The sequence below is a fragment of the Candidatus Kapaibacterium sp. genome, assembly GCA_025059875.1.
Taxonomy (GTDB): domain Bacteria; phylum Bacteroidota; class Ignavibacteria; order Kapaibacteriales; family HRBIN21; genus HRBIN21.
Genome location: JANXCT010000002.1, coordinates 273,355 through 289,510, shown reverse-complemented (window position 1 = coordinate 289,510; position 16,156 = coordinate 273,355). Strand labels below are relative to the sequence as shown.

The 16,156-nt window shown below is 61.2% G+C and carries 15 protein-coding genes and 1 tRNA gene; 13 read left to right on the top strand and 3 right to left on the bottom strand.

Going from position 1 to position 16,156, the window contains the following annotated elements; translation table 11 throughout:
* The first annotated feature begins 7 nt into the window (after positions 1-7).
* The gene (gene rlmD, locus NZ960_03890; GenBank protein MCS7176753.1) at positions 8-1,186 is read left to right on the top strand and encodes a 23S rRNA (uracil(1939)-C(5))-methyltransferase RlmD; all 1,179 of its coding nucleotides are present in this window, start codon (positions 8-10) and stop codon (positions 1,184-1,186) included.
* Here rlmD and NZ960_03885 read toward each other — a convergent pair.
* The 3 genes from NZ960_03885 to NZ960_03875 all read right to left on the bottom strand — a co-directional run bounded on the left by NZ960_03885 (position 1,183) and on the right by NZ960_03875 (position 6,645).
* Positions 1,183-2,844 carry an acyl-CoA carboxylase subunit beta gene (locus NZ960_03885; GenBank protein ID MCS7176752.1) on the bottom strand — a complete coding sequence of 554 codons (1,662 nt, stop codon included), beginning with the start codon at positions 2,842-2,844 and terminating at the stop codon, positions 1,183-1,185. The two genes, rlmD and NZ960_03885, sit on opposite strands and share 4 nt — an antisense overlap.
* Positions 2,845-2,903: 59 nt before the next feature.
* Complete coding sequence (locus NZ960_03880) at positions 2,904-4,658, bottom strand: ABC-ATPase domain-containing protein (protein MCS7176751.1); 1,755 nt, start codon at positions 4,656-4,658, stop codon at positions 2,904-2,906.
* 67 nt (positions 4,659-4,725) lie between these two features.
* Positions 4,726-6,645, bottom strand: a complete 1,920-nt coding sequence (locus tag NZ960_03875; GenBank protein ID MCS7176750.1) for a S1 RNA-binding domain-containing protein — start codon at positions 6,643-6,645, stop codon at positions 4,726-4,728.
* Between the two features lie 264 nt (positions 6,646-6,909).
* Between NZ960_03875 and rpsF the strand changes: the two genes are divergently transcribed.
* The 12 genes from rpsF to accB all read left to right on the top strand — a co-directional run bounded on the left by rpsF (position 6,910) and on the right by accB (position 16,156).
* Positions 6,910-7,356, top strand: a complete 447-nt coding sequence (gene rpsF / locus NZ960_03870; GenBank protein MCS7176749.1) for a 30S ribosomal protein S6 — start codon at positions 6,910-6,912, stop codon at positions 7,354-7,356.
* Positions 7,357-7,376: 20 nt separating this feature from the next.
* Positions 7,377-7,826 carry a 50S ribosomal protein L9 gene (gene rplI / locus NZ960_03865; GenBank protein ID MCS7176748.1) on the top strand — a complete coding sequence of 150 codons (450 nt, stop codon included), beginning with the start codon at positions 7,377-7,379 and terminating at the stop codon, positions 7,824-7,826.
* Position 7,827: 1 nt separating this feature from the next.
* Positions 7,828-8,769, top strand: a complete 942-nt coding sequence (locus tag NZ960_03860) for a TIGR01777 family oxidoreductase (protein MCS7176747.1) — start codon at positions 7,828-7,830, stop codon at positions 8,767-8,769.
* A gap of 77 nt (positions 8,770-8,846) precedes the next feature.
* The gene (locus NZ960_03855) at positions 8,847-9,239 is read left to right on the top strand and encodes an aspartate 1-decarboxylase (protein MCS7176746.1); all 393 of its coding nucleotides are present in this window, start codon (positions 8,847-8,849) and stop codon (positions 9,237-9,239) included.
* On the top strand, positions 9,236-10,000 hold the full coding sequence (locus tag NZ960_03850) for an NTP transferase domain-containing protein (protein MCS7176745.1): 765 nt from the start codon (positions 9,236-9,238) through the stop codon (positions 9,998-10,000). Before NZ960_03855 ends, NZ960_03850 begins: the two co-directional genes overlap by 4 nt.
* A gap of 36 nt (positions 10,001-10,036) precedes the next feature.
* Positions 10,037-10,669, top strand: a complete 633-nt coding sequence (locus NZ960_03845) for a 2,3-diphosphoglycerate-dependent phosphoglycerate mutase (GenBank protein ID MCS7176744.1) — start codon at positions 10,037-10,039, stop codon at positions 10,667-10,669.
* Positions 10,666-12,345 carry a TldD/PmbA family protein gene (locus NZ960_03840; protein MCS7176743.1) on the top strand — a complete coding sequence of 560 codons (1,680 nt, stop codon included), beginning with the start codon at positions 10,666-10,668 and terminating at the stop codon, positions 12,343-12,345. The genes NZ960_03845 and NZ960_03840 overlap by 4 nt, the downstream gene beginning before the upstream one ends.
* A 7-nt stretch (positions 12,346-12,352) precedes the next feature.
* Positions 12,353-14,113, top strand: a complete 1,761-nt coding sequence (locus NZ960_03835; protein ID MCS7176742.1) for a metallopeptidase TldD-related protein — start codon at positions 12,353-12,355, stop codon at positions 14,111-14,113.
* Positions 14,114-14,188: 75 nt separating this feature from the next.
* Positions 14,189-14,908: a hypothetical protein gene (locus tag NZ960_03830; protein MCS7176741.1), complete on the top strand. Its 720-nt coding sequence runs from the start codon at positions 14,189-14,191 to the stop codon at positions 14,906-14,908.
* A 19-nt stretch (positions 14,909-14,927) separates the two neighbouring features.
* Positions 14,928-14,998: transfer RNA gene (locus NZ960_03825), tRNA-Cys, on the top strand.
* Between the two features lie 31 nt (positions 14,999-15,029).
* On the top strand, positions 15,030-15,599 hold the full coding sequence (efp, locus tag NZ960_03820; GenBank protein MCS7176740.1) for an elongation factor P: 570 nt from the start codon (positions 15,030-15,032) through the stop codon (positions 15,597-15,599).
* Positions 15,600-15,619: 20 nt separating this feature from the next.
* The gene (gene accB, locus NZ960_03815) at positions 15,620-16,156 is read left to right on the top strand and encodes an acetyl-CoA carboxylase biotin carboxyl carrier protein (protein MCS7176739.1); all 537 of its coding nucleotides are present in this window, start codon (positions 15,620-15,622) and stop codon (positions 16,154-16,156) included.

Here is a 16,156-nt window from a genome sequence, read left to right as displayed (position 1 = left end):
ACGCCGGATGCTAACGTACAACGGGAGCACCTGCCCCCACTTCGGTGATTGCGGGGGCTGCCGATGGCAAGACATCCCTTATGCGGAGCAGCTCCGCCGGAAGGAGGAAGCACTTCGCGTCCTCTTTGCTGAAGTGGGGGTAGAGGCTGGGCTCATCCTGCCCATCCTCGGCTCGCCCGTCCCTTTCGGCTACCGTAACAAGATGGAGTTCACGGCCGTCCCGGACCCGGGGGGTGGGCTCCGTACTGGGCTCCATCGTCGTGGCCGCTTCGACGAAGTAGTGAACATCACAGAGTGCTGGCTTCCGCAGCCGCTGGCGAACCATCTCCTGGGGTTCGTGCGCGAGCGGGCACGTTCCTATCGGCTCCAGGCGTACGACTACCAGAGTCACACAGGCTTCCTCCGCAACATCGTGATCCGCTACGCTGCCCCACCCGAGCAGTGGATGGTGCTGCTGGTGACAACGACCCCGAGCCGCCCGGAGGAGTGCACCTTTCTGGAGGAGCTCGCCACGGAACTACCGAGGACGTTCCCGACAGTCCGCACGGTTGGCCATGTGATCAACGACACGTGGTCGCCCGTCTCGTACGGCCAGCTCCGCATCCTTACTGGCGATGGTGTTTTGGAGCAGCCCATCGGTGACCTCCGATTCCGCATCTCCCCGTTCGCCTTCTTCCAGGTGAACTGGGCACAGTTGGAGCGCTTCTTCGGGCGTATTGTGGAGCTGGCGGAGCCAGCCTCTGAAGACATTGCGTGGGACCTTTACTGTGGGACGGGGAGCATCGCGCTGTTCGTTGCTCGGCACGCTCGACACGTCTACGGCGTGGAGCTCATGGAAGCTGCTATTGAAGATGCCCGGGCGAATGCGGCATTGAACGGGATAGAGAATGTCTCGTGGCTGGTGGCTGACCTCCACCGAGCACCGGCGTGGGCTCTCCTGGAGACGCTCCCGCAACCGAGCCTCATTCTGGTAGATCCTCCGCGGGCTGGAATCCACTGGCGTCTGCTGCAGTTCCTCTGCGAGCGCCCGGCAGAGCGACTCGTCTACGTGAGCTGCAATCCTGCTACACAAGCCCGCGACTTGCGGCAACTGCTGAAGGTCTACCGGCTGGAGTGTCTGCAGCCAGTAGACCTCTTCCCGCAGACACCGCATGTAGAGTGCATCGCGCTGCTACGCCGCCGCTAAGTCTGTAGCACCCCTACGCTCCAGGGACGCAGGGTGTCGTTGTGGGCAGCGCAGGCCAGCATGCGGGAGATGTATTCCCGGGTCTGAAGCGGCGAGATGAGCTCGTCTACCCACAGGCGGGCAGCGGCGTAGTAGGGGGAGAGCTGTTCCTCGTAACGCTGCTCAATCTCGCGCAGGAGGGCCTGTTGCTCTTCTTCGGAAAGCGTCTTGCCCTCGCGCTTGAGGTTCTCTAGCCGGATGGTTAGGAGAGTCCGGGAAGCTTGTGCCCCTCCCATGACGCCGATGCGAGCAGTGGGGTAGGCTACGATGAGTCGTGGGTCGTAGGCGCGACCACACATGGCGTAGTTTCCTGCACCGAAGCTGTTGCCGACGATGACGGTGATCTTGGGAACGACGCTGTTTGCTACGGCGTTGACCATCTTTGCCCCGTCCTTGATGATGCCCCCTTGCTCAGCGCGTGTTCCTACCATGAAGCCCGTGACGTCTTGGAAGAAGACCAGCGGGATGCCGCGCTGGTTGCAGTTCATGATGAAGCGTGCGGCCTTGTCGGCACTATCGGAGTAGATAACACCGCCAATTTGGAGCTCGCCTCGACCGGAGCGGACGATTGCCCGCTGGTTGGCGACAATCCCGACGGCCCAGCCATCGATGCGCCCATAGCCGCAGATGATGGTCTTGCCGTACTCGGCCTTGTACTCGTCCAGCTCCGAGTCGTCCAGGATGCGGGCCAGGAGCTGGTAAGTATCGTATGGCTTCGTGCGGTCAGCAGGGAGGATGCCCAAAATCTCCTCTGGGTCGAATGCTGGCGGCCGGGGGTCAGTACGGTCAAAGATAGGCTTGCGCCCTTTCGCTGGGGAGATCTTCGCCACGAGGGACCGAATCAGCGTGATGGCCTCCTCGTCATTGCGGACACGATGATCGACAACGCCGCTGATGCTGGCATGCATGCGAGCCCCGCCAAGCTCTTCGATGTCTGCTTTCTCCCCAATGGCCGCCTCTACTAGCGCTGGCCCAGCCAGGAAGAGGCTGCCAGTGCCCTCCACCATGATAGCCTCGTCGCTCATGATCGGCAAGTAGGCTCCACCGGCCACGCAAGGGCCCATGATTGCGGCAATCTGCGGCACGCCGAGCGAAGAGAGGATGGCATTGTTGCGGAACTGCCGACCGAAGTGCTCCTTGTCCGGGAAGACCTCGTCCTGCAGCGGTAGGAAGACCCCAGCGGAGTCCACCAAGTAGATGATGGGCACGCGGTTGTCCAGCGCGATCTCCTGCGCGCGAAGATTCTTCTTTGCTGTCATCGGGAACCATGCGCCAGCCTTCACGCTGGCGTCGTTGGCAACGATGACACACTCACGCCCGGCAATGATTCCAATGCCGACGATGACGCCGGCAGCAGGACAGCCGCCGTATTCGCTGTACATCCCGTAGGCAGCAAACAACCCCAGTTCCAGAAAGCTCGTACCAGGATCGATCAGTCGGGCAATTCGCTCGCGTGCTGGTAGCTTGCCGCGGGCTCGGAGTCGTTCCTGGGCTGCGGGCCCACCCCCTTGTCGGATGCGTTCTGCACGGGCCTGCAGGATGCGGAGCTGCTCGCGGTTGTAGTCGTAGTTCCGCTCGTAGGTGGCATCGTGGGGAATCTCAGAGCCGATGCGCGCCATTCCGGGGTCTGACGGATGGTGTACGGAGGGCTACAGACGCAGAGTCCTTGCCTTTTCCGCTACACCTGCCGCATGCGGACAGTGCGGAGGCGGTTGAGCGCAGCGGCAATCTCGTACCGTCGAGGCCGAGCTAAGTTTCCGGGGTGGCGCCCACCCCGGGCGAAGGGAGAGAGTGCCTCGAGGGCTTCAGTATCCATGAGCTGCTCCGCTGCGTCCAGCAGCTCTGCGAGTCGCTTACGCCCATCGGCATAGCGCTCGGCGATTGTGTGGATGGCGTATCCAATAGCCCGTGTCTGGCTGATGTCCACGAGTTGCTCGACTGCCCACAGCTCCACAGGGGTAGTGCCGATGACGAGGAGATCGGTAGACTTGGCATCAATGCTAACTTCACGACGTCCTCGAGAAGTGTCTATGCTCTCGGGGACGAGAGCCCGTTCGCGGAGCCGCTCAAATGGGGCTGGAGTCTCGCGTCGGCGTCCCGTCGGGTACGCGGCAGCGACTGCCCGTGCCTGCTCGGTAACGTCTTCTGCGCAGTACTCGCGCATCATGATGACGGTGTCGGCAACGTCCAGGTAATCTCCACTGCCGCCCATGACTAAGACAGTGCTGATGCGGAAGCGCTCGAAGAGCTCGCGCACGCGGTCCACAAAAGGCGTGATTGGCTCATAGTCTTTTGCTACCAGCGCCTGCATCCGGGCGTCGCGAACCATGAAGTTCGTGGCGGAGGTGTCCTCGTCGATCAGCAGTAGTCGGGAGCCGGCCTCCAGTGCTTCTACGATGTTGGCAGCTTGACTGGTGCTACCGCTGGCATTGTCGGTGCAGAAGGCGTGGGTACTTTGTCCGTAGGGGAGTGTACCGATGAAAGGGCTGAGGTCGACCTGTTCGATCCGACGGCCGTCCTCAGCTCTGATCTTGACGGCATCGGCCCGAGTGACGACGTACTCCCGTCCGTCACCCGGAATGTGTGGGTAGACCCCACGTTCCAGCGCTCGTAGGAGTGTGGACTTCCCGTGGTATCCACCGCCGACGATGAGGGTGACGCCCTCTGGAATGCCCATACCGGTAATGCTCTCGCTGAGCTGTCCATTGTGCCAGACGGGATTGGGTGGGGTGAAGCTCACACGCAGGCTCGCTGGAGAGCGAAAAGGGATGGCGTTGGGCAAAGGCAGTTGGCTGATGCCACTGCGGCGTGGCAGAATTGCTCCGTCAGCAACAAAAGCGACGAGGCCTCGGTGCTGTAGCTGCCGGCGGATGAACTCTTGGTTCTCTATGCACTCCACGAAGCGTCGGCACTCCTCCTGTGGAGTCATCTCCCAGAGGAGGCTACGACGTACGATTTCGGGCAACTCCTGGCGGAGCATGGCCTCAGCTTGGCGTCCCAGCACTGTCCGCCCGGCAGCGGGTAGTCCCAACTGGAAGCGGAGCTCTACCCACTCTGCGGTAACTCGGACTGCTGTCCGCTCCAAGACCTCCTGATTGCCAGCGTCGACGCTAATGAGTCCACTCTTGCCCGAGCCGCGGTGCTTCTGGGCAACGCTGTCGATCGCGCTACGGACACGGCGGGCTAAGTAATCTTCCAACGCAATGCGGCGGACTCGGTCGGCGAAGAGCTCTTCTGGAAAGCGCGCCACAGACTGCGGCAGGCGTAGTCGCATCCGCGATGGAGGAGCAAAAGGATCAGGCTGGACGTGGTCAATCCAGAGCGTCCACTGCGGGAAGCGGTACTCGCCTTCTAGCTCGTCGTATGCTTTGTAACCGCGGCCGTCGATGCGCTGCAGTATGCGTCGTAGGTCCTCTACTGTGCGAGTGGCCATCAGCGGGCGTTTACCTCATGGGGCGAGAGTTGGGAACTCGGCAGTGACCATGTGGCTTTCCAGCCGACTATGACCGCTGTTGCTCCGATTGGGCTCCTCGGAGCAGCTTCTGGCGGATTTCCTCGGAGAGGAGTTCGGCTAAGGTCACCCCAGTGCGCCGTTCTTCGCGAGTGGTAAGTGGCGGAGGCGCTTCCGTAGGTTTCGGTTTCGGGGGTCGCTGCACAGCGGGGCGTGGAGGGACTGGTCGGCCGAGGCTTGTAGCGCTCGGCTGGCGCGCGGCCGGTAGTGGGGCAGGCTTGGCAAGGATTGGCTCTACGATGAGCGAGAGCTCCTCCGGGTTCAACTCTACGATTCGTACCCGGAGCGTATCCCCAGGTTTCCACGGCTCCCGCGTCTTGCGCAACAGGTGGGCAAAGGTACTTCGTGGCATGAAGGCGTCCGCGCCTTCAGGGAGCCGTACTAGCGCCCCTGCCCGTTCCTGCCGTACGAAGGTTGCTTCACATTCGGTGCCGATGGCATACCGTTGGGCAAGCTCAGGCCAAGGATTTGGCTGAGCTTGGCGGAGGCTGAGGACGAGCCGCTGCTCTGCTGCTGAGACCTCGAGCACCAAGCCCTCTACCTCTTGCCCGGCCTGCAGCACTTCGGCAGCATGGTTCGGACGCCGTAGCCAGGAGAGCTCACTCAAGGGGATGAAGCCCTCGAGGCCTTCACCAACCTCGATGATGGCACCTTTCGGCAGAACGCGGCGAACAATTCCGTAGATGCGGCTACCAGCAGGAAAGCGCTCTTCTGCAGACTCCCACGGGCTGGGCTGGGCCTGGCGGTAACTGAGGACAATCAAGCGCCGCTGCGGTTCTACTTGCAGTACCACAGCCTCGACTTCTTGGCCTACGTGGAAAAGGCTAGATGGAGACGGATGAGGACGGCTCCATGAGAGCTCGGCTGCAGGGATGAGCCCCGGCAGGCCATCTTCCAGCTCTACGAAAGCTGCTGTCGCCGATAAGCGGCGTACCGTTGCGCGGACCCGACTGCCAACCGAGTACCGTTGTACTGCTCCTTCCCATGGATCCGGCTGAGTTCGGCGAAGGCTGAGCACAAGCCGCTTCTGGGCAGCAGAGCTCTCCACAACTACGAGTTCCACCTCCTGTCCGGCGCTGAGGGCATGGGCAGGATGAGCAACCCGGTGTGTCCACGAGAGCTCTTCCACAGGCACAATTCCGTCAATGCCGGGTTCTATTTGCACCACTGCTGCTCTTGGCAGCACGCGTCGCACGATGCCACGCACTCGGCTTCCTACAGGGTATCGTGTCTCCACCCCTTCCCATGGAGAGGGGAGGAGGGCCTTTCGGCTGAGCCGAACTCGGCGTTTGTTCACGTCCACCTCGATCACCTGCGCCCGGACCAGCTCGCCCAGAGAGAGTACCTTACTCGGCGTGGAGACTGGGACGTGCTCTAACTCTGCCAGAGGGATGAAGCCTTCTATGCCCCCCACCTCTACGAAGACCCCTGTGGTGACTAAGCGTGTGACCTTACCCTCGACGATACTACCGACTTTCAGCCGGGCCAGCGCCAGGTCCTCTAGAAAGTGCCGCCGGCTTACTACGAAGGTCGCGGTGCCATTGTCGTGTCGGCGAAGTTCATGAGCCACGACGTGCACTCGCTGACCTACGAGCTCCCGAAGCTCGCTCTCCGTAGGATGGCGCTGTGAGGTTGCTAGTGCCGTCGGAAGGAAAGCGGTGAGGTCGTCGTACTGCACCCGAAATCCCCCGCGGATCCGCTCTGTAACTGTGACCTCGAGGATCGAGCGATCCACGACGAGCCGTTCAACTTCGGCTATCTTCTCGCTCGGGAGCAGAGGGACCACGGAGGTGACCGATTTAGCGGTGAAACCAGAAGGTTGGACGCCAGTAGTTGAAGGCTCTTCTCTACCCTCTGGGGCACTGGTTGGGTCTTCAGGCATAGCAGTGGGGACTGGAGTCTGTTCCATGAACGCGGTACCTTGTAGCAGTTCTCGCGAGCAACGAGGAGGGCGCAAAAATACGGACTTCAGTAGCCACTCCACGGCCCCCGGCTCAACATTGGGCCAGAGGAGGCGGGCGGAGTGGAGATCAGAGTCCCTTCACAGGAGCCTCCACGAAGGCGGCGGCAGTCCTGAGGCGGTAGGCAGCTGACCTGGCTGGAATGGTGTAATTTTGTTAGGTCTCTAGTGCTGCCTAAGGGTGGCGCGGTTGTCCCACAGCCATAGAAGAGCATGACTATAGTACCTCACCGGCGACTGTACGAGACGACGGCCATCATCAACGCGGCCCTGGAAGACGCTGACATCCGTGCTACGATTGACCGCTTCAAGGAGTACATCGAGTCTCACGGTGGTGAGATCCAACTCTTCTACGAGCTCGGGAAGCGGCGCCTTGCGTACCCGATCAAGAAGCGCAACACCGGCTACTACGTCTATGCCGCATACGAGGCCCATCCGACAGCGCTGCCGTTGCTGGAGCGCTTGTTCCTGCTGGAGGAGAACTTCCTGCGGCATCTCACCCTTCAGATTGACCCTGAGGTCCTCCAGTACCGGCGCCAGCATCCGCCGCAGAGTGGCCAGCTTGTGCCAGAGACACCACGTGTAGAGGCGGCTGAGAAAGAGGAATTTGCGGAGGTAGAAGGCGAGGAAGTGGAAGGCGAAGAAGCCGAGGAGGTGTAGCACGATAGGGAGGGAGTCCAATGCGCGTCATTCTGCGACAGGACGTTGAGAAGCTAGGGAAGATGGGCGAGACTGTGGAGGTCAGCGACGGCTTTGCCCGGAACTACCTCATCCCTCGAGGGCTTGCCTACTTTGCATCAGAAGCAGCTCTGCGCCGATTGGAGCAGGAGAAGCAGCAGTACCTGAGGCGCCTCGAACGCGAACGCCTCAGCGCGCAGCGGTTGGCCGAACGCCTGAAGGAAATCGTCGTGACTATCCCCATGCGGGTCGGGGAGGAAGGACGCCTGTTCGGTTCAGTGACTCCGCAGATGATTGCCGAAGGGCTCCAGCTCCACGGCTTCACAATCGACCGGCGCGCGATCATCATCGAAGAGCCCATCCGATCTCTTGGCACCTTTGAGGTCAAGGTCCGGCTCCATCCAGAGGTAGTAGGGGTCGTTCAGGTGTGGGTGACGAGCGCCGAAGAATAAGGTGCAGACTGGGGCAACACCGGGGCTCCGCCTCCTCCTCGTTGGCGGAACAGGAGGGTTGGGACGCCGGATCGTTCCTACCTTGACGCAGCAGGGCTACCAAGTCCGACTCCTCGTGCGGTCACTGTCGAGAGCTAAGGAGCTGTTTCCGGGAGGCGTGGAGTACTACGTGTGGAATCCGCAGCAGGAACTGCCTGCGTCAGCCCTCGAGGGGGTTTGGGGAGTTCTCAACTTGGCTGGTGCTCCCATCGTCCGTCGCTGGACTCGAGCGTATCGCCAGATCATCCAACAGAGTCGGGTTGGGACGACACGGCAGCTGGTGCAAGCACTACACGAGGCGCCACACGCGGTACAGGTGTTCCTTTCGGTCTCGGCTGTGGGCTACTACGGCAACCGGGGCGACGAGCTGTGCCGAGAAACTGCACCTCCAGGGACAGATTTCCTGGCGCAGGTCTGCCGAGAATGGGAAGAAGCTGCGCTGAGGGCAGCAGATCGAGTCCGAGTCATCATCCCACGACTAGGAATCGTCTTGGACCGGCAGGCTGGGTTCTTGCCTAGGCTCTTGCCGACATTCCGGGCGTTCCTGGGAGGCACTATAGGTAGTGGGCAGCAGTGGGTGTCCTGGATCCATTGGAGCGACGTCGTATCGTTCGTACTGTGGGCACTTCAGACTCCAACCGTTCAAGGGGTGTACAATGCCGTGGCACCTTCTCCGGTGCGCTTCCAAGAGTTCTGCCAGACTTTGGGGCGTTTGCTCCGGCGCCCCTGCTGGCTTAGAGTCCCAACTTGGGCACTTCGACTGCAGTATGGAGAGTTGGCCGATGCTCTCAACTTCAGCCAGCGTGTAGTACCCGAGAGAGCCCTAGCGGAGGGGTTTACTTTCCGCTTCCCGACGCTAGAAGCAGCCCTAAAGGCTGAGCTGGATGGGAATAGCGAGCTGTAGGCTAACAGCGCAGCAGAGACAAAAGCCCTCTGTCCTTCGTCACAACGCACACAGTGCGGCCCTTGGTGGTGAGAGATATGGTGCGGGTCATCTTGAAGTCGAAGCTCCAACGGCTGAAGGTGACGGCGGCAAATCTGCTCTACGAAGGTAGCCTCGGGTTAGATGCCGACCTCATGGAGGCAGCCCTTCTGGTACCGTACGAGCAGGTGACCGTGCTCAACGTCAACAACGGCGAACGGCTGGAGACGTACGTGATCCCGGAGCCGCGAGGGAGTGGGATGGTGTGCCTCAACGGGCCGGCAGCGCGGAAGGGGGTCGTGGGGGATGAACTCGTGGTGCTCTCGTATGCCTTGCTGACGGAAGCTGAGCTGCCAGGACACGCCCCTGTAGTGGTGACTGTGGACGAACATAACCGTATGCTCCGCCGCTCGCTCCTAGAAGTTGCTCATGCAGCGGACCCACGGGGATGAGCGGAATCGCTGCAGTGGTTCTAGCAGCTGGAAAGGGGAAGCGGATTGGGGATGCGGGTCTGCCGAAAGTACTCTTGCCGCTGAAAGGACGGCCGCTGCTATCGTACGTGCTCGCAGCAGTGCTTCCCTTGCGGCCGCGGCGGCTCATCGTCGTTGTCGGTTTTCGAGGGGAAGAGGTAGCAGCGTTTCTCCAGCAGCACTGTCCGCAAGCTGAGGTTGTCTGGCAGTCTGAGCAGCTCGGGACAGGCCATGCCGTTCTCCAGACGAGAAGCGTTCTGGGGGGGTTTACTGGCACCGTCTTGATCCTCCCCGGTGACGTGCCGCTGGTGCAGTACGAGACACTCCGCGTGTTTGTGGACTTCCACCTGCGCGCGGGGAATGCTGTGACGGTTCTGACAACCCAGGTCCCGCAGCCTACAGGCTACGGCCGTATCCTTCGGGATGTCACGGGGAAGATTGTGCGAATTGTGGAGGAGCGTGATGCAACGCCGCAGGAGCGGGAGATTTGTGAAGTCAACACTGGCATCATTGCCGCACGGGCTCCTGTGCTTTTCAGGCTGCTGCCTCGGCTGAGCCGGCAGAATGCCCAGCAGGAGTACTACCTCACGGACATCGTGGCTCTGTGTCGTGACGAGAAGCAGCCTGTTGGGGCATGGTGTGCTCCGCGGTGGCAGGAATTCCAAGGCGTCAATACTCTTGCGGAGCTGGCGTATGCGGAAGAGCTGCTGGAAAGTCACTACCAGGAGCAGCCAGCTGCTTGATGTTGAGTTGGTGTCCCACCGCGAACGGTCCGTCGGATGCCGTTGCTGATTCTGCTACGTCACGGAGAGTCGGAGTGGAACCGGCAGAATCGCTTCACAGGCTGGATTGATGTGGATCTCTCACCTCGCGGGGAGGCCGAAGCACGTCAGGCGGGTGAGCTTCTGCGGCCCTACCCGATTGACCTCATCTTCACTTCAGCGCTGCGCCGAGCGTGGCGGACGGCAGAGATTGTGCGGAGTGTCCTCGGGCGTCCAGAGCTCCCTATAGAGCGCTCGGAAGCGCTCAACGAGCGCCACTACGGTCAGCTCCAGGGGATGAACAAGGACGAGGTCCGGCAGCGCTACGGCGAGGAACAGTTCCGACTCTGGCGGCGCAGCTATGATGTGGCTCCGCCTGGAGGGGAGTCGCTCGCTGATACGCAGCGCCGAGTACTACCGTACTACTACGAGCGCATCCTTCCGGCCCTCCGTGAGGGAAAGAACGTGCTCATCGTTGCCCACGGGAACTCGTTGCGGGCCCTCTTGATGGAGCTGGAGGGCATCCCCCCGGAGCAGATTCCAGCGGTGGAGGTTCCTACGGGTGTGCCGTATGTGTACGAGCTGGAAGAGGAAACATTGGCAGTGCGGTGCCGAACAGTGCTGCAGCCACAGCTAACAGGGGTAGAATGAGGAGCCGTTGGTGCGTGTGGGTGGGGATAGGCTGTGCAGTCGCTGCCCAAGGAACGACGGCGCAGACGGCCTTACTGAGCCTCCTTCGGCAGGAGTTGGAGCGGAACTTTGCAGTCCTACGCCAGCAGCCACAGCCAGCGTACTACATCGGCTACCAGGTGGCGCAGCTCCAGACGACGGTCCTTGAGGCGCAGGCAGGAAAGTTGCGGCGCTCCGCGCAGCAGCACTCTCGCTGGCTGGATGTAGACGTGCGGGTCGGGAGCTACGAGCTGGATAATACCCGTCCGCTGCAGGAGGCCTGGAGCTTCGTAGACCGGTCCGGAGCAGTCCAGCTTCCTTTGGGAGATGACGCCCAAGCCCTGCGGCACCTCCTCTGGCAAGCCACGGCTGACGCATACGAGCGGGCGGCCGAGCGGTATGCAAAAGTCATTGCAAGCCGCAGCGTTCGGGTTCAAGAAGGAGACAGCATCCCTGATTTCTCTCGAGAACCACCTCAGCGGCGTCAGCGACTCGTTCCGCCGCTGCGGCTGGATACATCACTCTGGGCCCAGCGTCTACGTGAGCTCTCGGCAGCCTTTGTCCCCCATCCCTGGATCTACTCCCATCGGCTCACTCTTCAGGCAACTTCGGTGCAGAAGTTCTTGGTGAACTCGGAGGGCACGGAATTGGCCTGGGGGGAGAACAGCATCTTCTTGACGATTGCTGCCCAGACTCGGGCAGACGATGGCATGGAGTTGCCTCTGTATCGCACCTACTTTGCATTTCGGCCTGAGGAGCTACCAAGTCCTGACAGCATCCGTGCTGACATAGAGAGCATGATCGAGCTCCTGCATCGCCTCCGCAAGGCTCCGGTGCTCGAAACCTACTCTGGACCAGCAATCCTCAGTGGGGAAGCTGCTGGAGTCTTCTTCCACGAGATTCTCGGGCATCGGGTGGAGGGACATCGGCAGAAAGACCCGCAGTCGGCTCAGATGCTCCGCGATCTGTTGGGCAAGCAGATCTTACCGCCGTTTCTGGACGTCGTCTTCGACCCGACCCGTCGGTATCGCGATGGAATACCGCTAGCTGGCAGTTACGAGTTCGACGACGAGGGGGTACCGGCGCAACGGGTCGTAGTCGTAGAGCGTGGGATACTGCGTAACTTCCTGATGAATCGGACCCCGATTGCAGAGTTTCGGCGTTCGAATGGGCATGGGCGGCGGCAGCCCGGAACTCAGGTCGTGGCGCGACAGTCCAATTTGCTGGTGGTAGCCCATCAGAGCCTTTCGCCGCAGGAGTTGCGCGAGCGTTTGCGCGAGGAATGCCGACGCCAAGGCAAGGAGTTTGGCCTTCTCTTCAAGGTCGTGGAAGGCGGTTTCACGTTCACGACGCGCACCATCCCAAATGCATTCAACGTCATGCCGCTGGTAGTCTACCGAGTCTACGTCGATGGGCGACCGGATGAGCTAGTGCGTGGAGTTGACCTCATCGGGACCCCGCTGACAACCTTCGCCAACATTATTGCAGCTGGCTCGGACATTGGAGTCTTCAATGGGCTCTGCGGGGCGGAGTCAGGGAACATCCCCGTCTCGGCGAGCTCGCCTAGCTTACTGGTCAGCCGCATCGAGGTCCAGAAGAAGGCGAAGTCCGACGAACGCCTGCCCATTCTGCCTCCACCGTCGGTTCAGTCTCCGTAGTGGCGCTATGAGATACTTGCTCTTGCTGTGTGGTGTGCTCTCGGTCTGCGCGGCGCAAGTGTGGCAGCCGCCGCGGACGGAGGTGGTCTTTCGGGCGATGGAACAAGAACTCCGGCGAGCACAGCAGAACTTGCGCTCTGAGGGTGCTCCCGCCCCGTACTACATTGAGTATCGGCTCCAATACCGGGCGGCTTTGGTAGCACGAGCGGTGCTGGGTGAGCTTGTGGAGTCGAACGAGAGTCAGCGAGCGACATTGACGGTTGCCGTGCGGGTAGGAACTCCGGAGCTTGACAACACGAATCTGGCAGCCCCAAGCTTCCTGCTCTTCGGTGGCGCTTCGCCTCGCGAGACCTATCGGCAGCGGGCCGTCCCGATAGAGCTGAGCGATACTCTGCTGCGGCGCGAACTATGGCTGGCTACGGATGCAGCCTACAAGGATGCCGTCGAGCAGTATGGGCGGAAGCTGAACATCTTGCGCAGTCAACTGCGGCGGGATACTACCCCCGATTTCCGCTTGCTACCCGGGGAGGAGTTGTTCGATACACTCGCTGTCCCCACCTTCTCCAGAGCGCTGGCGGAGCGCCTCTGTCGTGAGCTCTCGGCAATCTTCCGGCAGTACCCGGAGTTTACAGCGTCGGCTGTCAGTTTCGAGTACCTGCCTACCCAGACCTGGTACGCCAACACCGAGGGGCGGAGGGCAGTGAAGACCGAGCTCTTCACAGGCCTGGAAGTCGTTGCCTACGCCCAAGCGAACGATGGGACACTCCTAGCGCAGTACTACTCCGCCTATGCTCGAACACCAGCGGAGCTGCCTTCGTTGGACTCCCTACGGCGGGCTGTAACTGAGGTGGCACAGCGCCTTCGGGCTCAGCGAGCGGCATCAGCATTGGAAGAGACGTACGTTGGTCCCGTACTCTTCGAGGGGCGGGCTGCAGGCGAGCTCGTTGCTCAGGTACTCGTTCCGCAACTCCTCCTCCATCGGGAGCCCCTGTCGGACGCACCAGTCTTTACGACGAGGGCTCAAGGGTTGGCCCGTCGTATCGGTAGTCGCATCCTTCCGGAGTTCCTCTCGCTGCGAGCAGCCCCCTGCCAGCGATGGTTTCGGCAGACTCCCCTCGTAGGGTCCTACTGCGTGGACGATGAGGGGGTGAGGGCGGATACGGTACAGGTCGTAGAGAAGGGCGTACTGCGACAGCTTCTCAGTACCCGAGTGCCAACGCGGTGGTTGGCTCGCTCCAACGGGCATAACCGTGCCGGGGCTCCTATGGTAGGTGTGCTGGAGCTTGTACCAGGCGAGGGGGGTGGCTCGGTTCTGGAGCGTCAGCAGCTACGGCAGTACTTCCTTCAGCTACTGCGCCAGAGGGAACTCCCATACGGCATCCTAGTCCGCTCTGTGATGAACCTCAACATCGCGCAGACGGTGCTGGCCCGGGCGAGTTTGGGGAAGTATCCAAGCTTTGCGCGAGAGGGGAGCCTACCGATAGTAGCAGCGTTCCGGGTCTACCCCGATGGGCGAGAGGAGCTCTTGCAGCCCTGTGACGCCGTAGGGCTCACTGTGCGGTCGCTGCGGGATATTCTGGCAGTATCGCGAGAGCAGACGCCTTACAACTACCTTGCCCCGGCTGCGGCTGCCGGCAGCGAGGTACCGTATCTGCCGGTGAGTATCATCACGCCTGACATCGTTCTGGAAGAGGTTGAGATACGCCCGCGTGAAGGCAGCGTTCCCAAGCCACCCTTGGTCTCTCCGCCATTCATCGAGCGGCGGTAGGTTGCGGTAGCCGGAGGGTGTACTGAGTTCGCCAAGTTTGCGGCACACTGTGCCACAAACAGAGGGGTGTTGACGATGGTAGAATTCCTCGCAGACGCAGTGGGCGTAATAGTTGGGGCCGCGGTATTGCTCCTGGCGCTACCGGTTGTGCTGCTGGTCTTGGCGGTGGTGGGGGTAGTAGTCATAGGGGCAATAGTGCTCGCGGCGGTAGCATCTGCGGTTGGGCTCGGCGCTGCACTCTTCGCGGTAGCGTCGTCGGAGGCCTTGCCGCTTGTGGTAGAGGGATGGAGTCAGCGAGATAACCAGGTATACTGGCGCACTGAAGGGTCGGTCGGGCGCGCACAGAGCTTCCTTGGTGGATGGTGTGCGGCAGAGTGCGATGACAGGCAGGCTCCGTACGCTGTAGGTGGTTTCCTAAGCTGCTACTGTACGTGCTCCTCGGAGAGTGCTATGCCTCGGGAACTTCCAAGCATAGACGCACAACAGCGGCGGCTGGCGAATCGCTTCATCCGGTGGGCTCAGACTCAGTCGAGCCCTGCACTCCGGGAATTGGGACAGGCCGCTGAGGCCGTCCTAGCAGCGTATGACGCCGGGGATCGGCATCGCTTTGAGGCTGCAGAGCGGCGCTTCTGGACGCTGTGGATGGGACTCGCTCCACAGGATTGGAAAGCGGCCGCCGAGTGGCGGCAGGAGCATGTTTCGCTCTGGTCTACACTCTTCTGGCTCTTTCGTCCAAGCGAGTCTGGACAATCGAAGTCCTCGGAGGCTGTCCAGTATCCGCAGGCCTCCCCGTAATTTTGCCCAGCTGTGAGAAGGTCCCGTAGCCTAGTGGTCAGGCAGAGGTCTGCAAAACCTCGTACGGCGGTTCGAATCCGCCCGGGACCTCAGGGGGAAAGGATATTCCAAGCACGGGCACATGGTTGGGACGACATCCGATCTGCGCGTTGGAGCTATCGTCCGATATGAAGGCGAGCTCTACGTTGTGCTGGAAGTGGAGCACCGAACGCCGGGTAACAAGCCCGGCTTCTACCAAGTCAAGATGCGCAATCTCCAGACGGGTCGCTTGTTGGAGAACAAGTTCCTCTCCGGAACGCCGATTGAGTTTGCCCGTCTGGACTACCGTCCTCACCAGTATCTCTACCGAGATGGCTCGGTCTTCATGTTCATGGACATGGAGACCTACGAGCAAATCCCCGTTGATGAGCACGTCGTTGGCGACAGCGCTCGCTTCCTGGCAGAGGGTCAGACGGTGAACCTAGTCTTCCACGAAGATCGGGTTGTCACGGTGGAGCTCCCGTCCCATGTCAACCTCCGTGTAGCGAAGACGGAGCCAGCTGTGCGAGGGAATACGGTGACGACAGCCCTGAAGCCAGCGGTTTTGGAAACGGGAGCTACAATACAAGTCCCGCTCTTCGTTGACGAAGGGGATATTGTGCGGGTAGACACCCGCACAGGCGAATACATCGAGCGGGTCAAGGAAGCCTGAGCCACAGCTACGGGGAGGGCATGGACTTAAAGTACCTACGCAGGCTGCTGCAAATCTTCGACGAGAGCTCTGCAACGGAGCTGGTCATAGAGGAAGAGGGCACGAAAGTACACATCGTCAAGCAGCGTCCGAATGCTCATCCAGAGGCGGCGGGAACGTCGCCTATTGTCTTGCCTGTGGCGATGCCGGGATACGCTCCGATGGGTGGGGGCCAGGCGGCAGTTGGCTCTCAGCCGGTGGCGCCTACAACTACGGTGGAAGCGGCTCCGCAAGCCCCTGCAGCGCCGGTGGAGGAGCAGAAGGAGACTGAAAAGCGGCTTCACGAGATCCGCTCCCCGATTGTCGGGACCTTCTACAGGGCTCCAGCTCCTGACGCTGAGCCGTTTGTACAGGTTGGTAGCCGAGTCACTCCGGGGACGACGCTGTGCATCATCGAGGCGATGAAGCTGATGAACGAGATTCAGAGCGACGTATCCGGAGTAGTGGCGAAAATCCTGGTAGAGAACGGGCAGCCCGTGGAGTACAACCAGCCGCTCTTCCTGATCGAGCTTGACTGA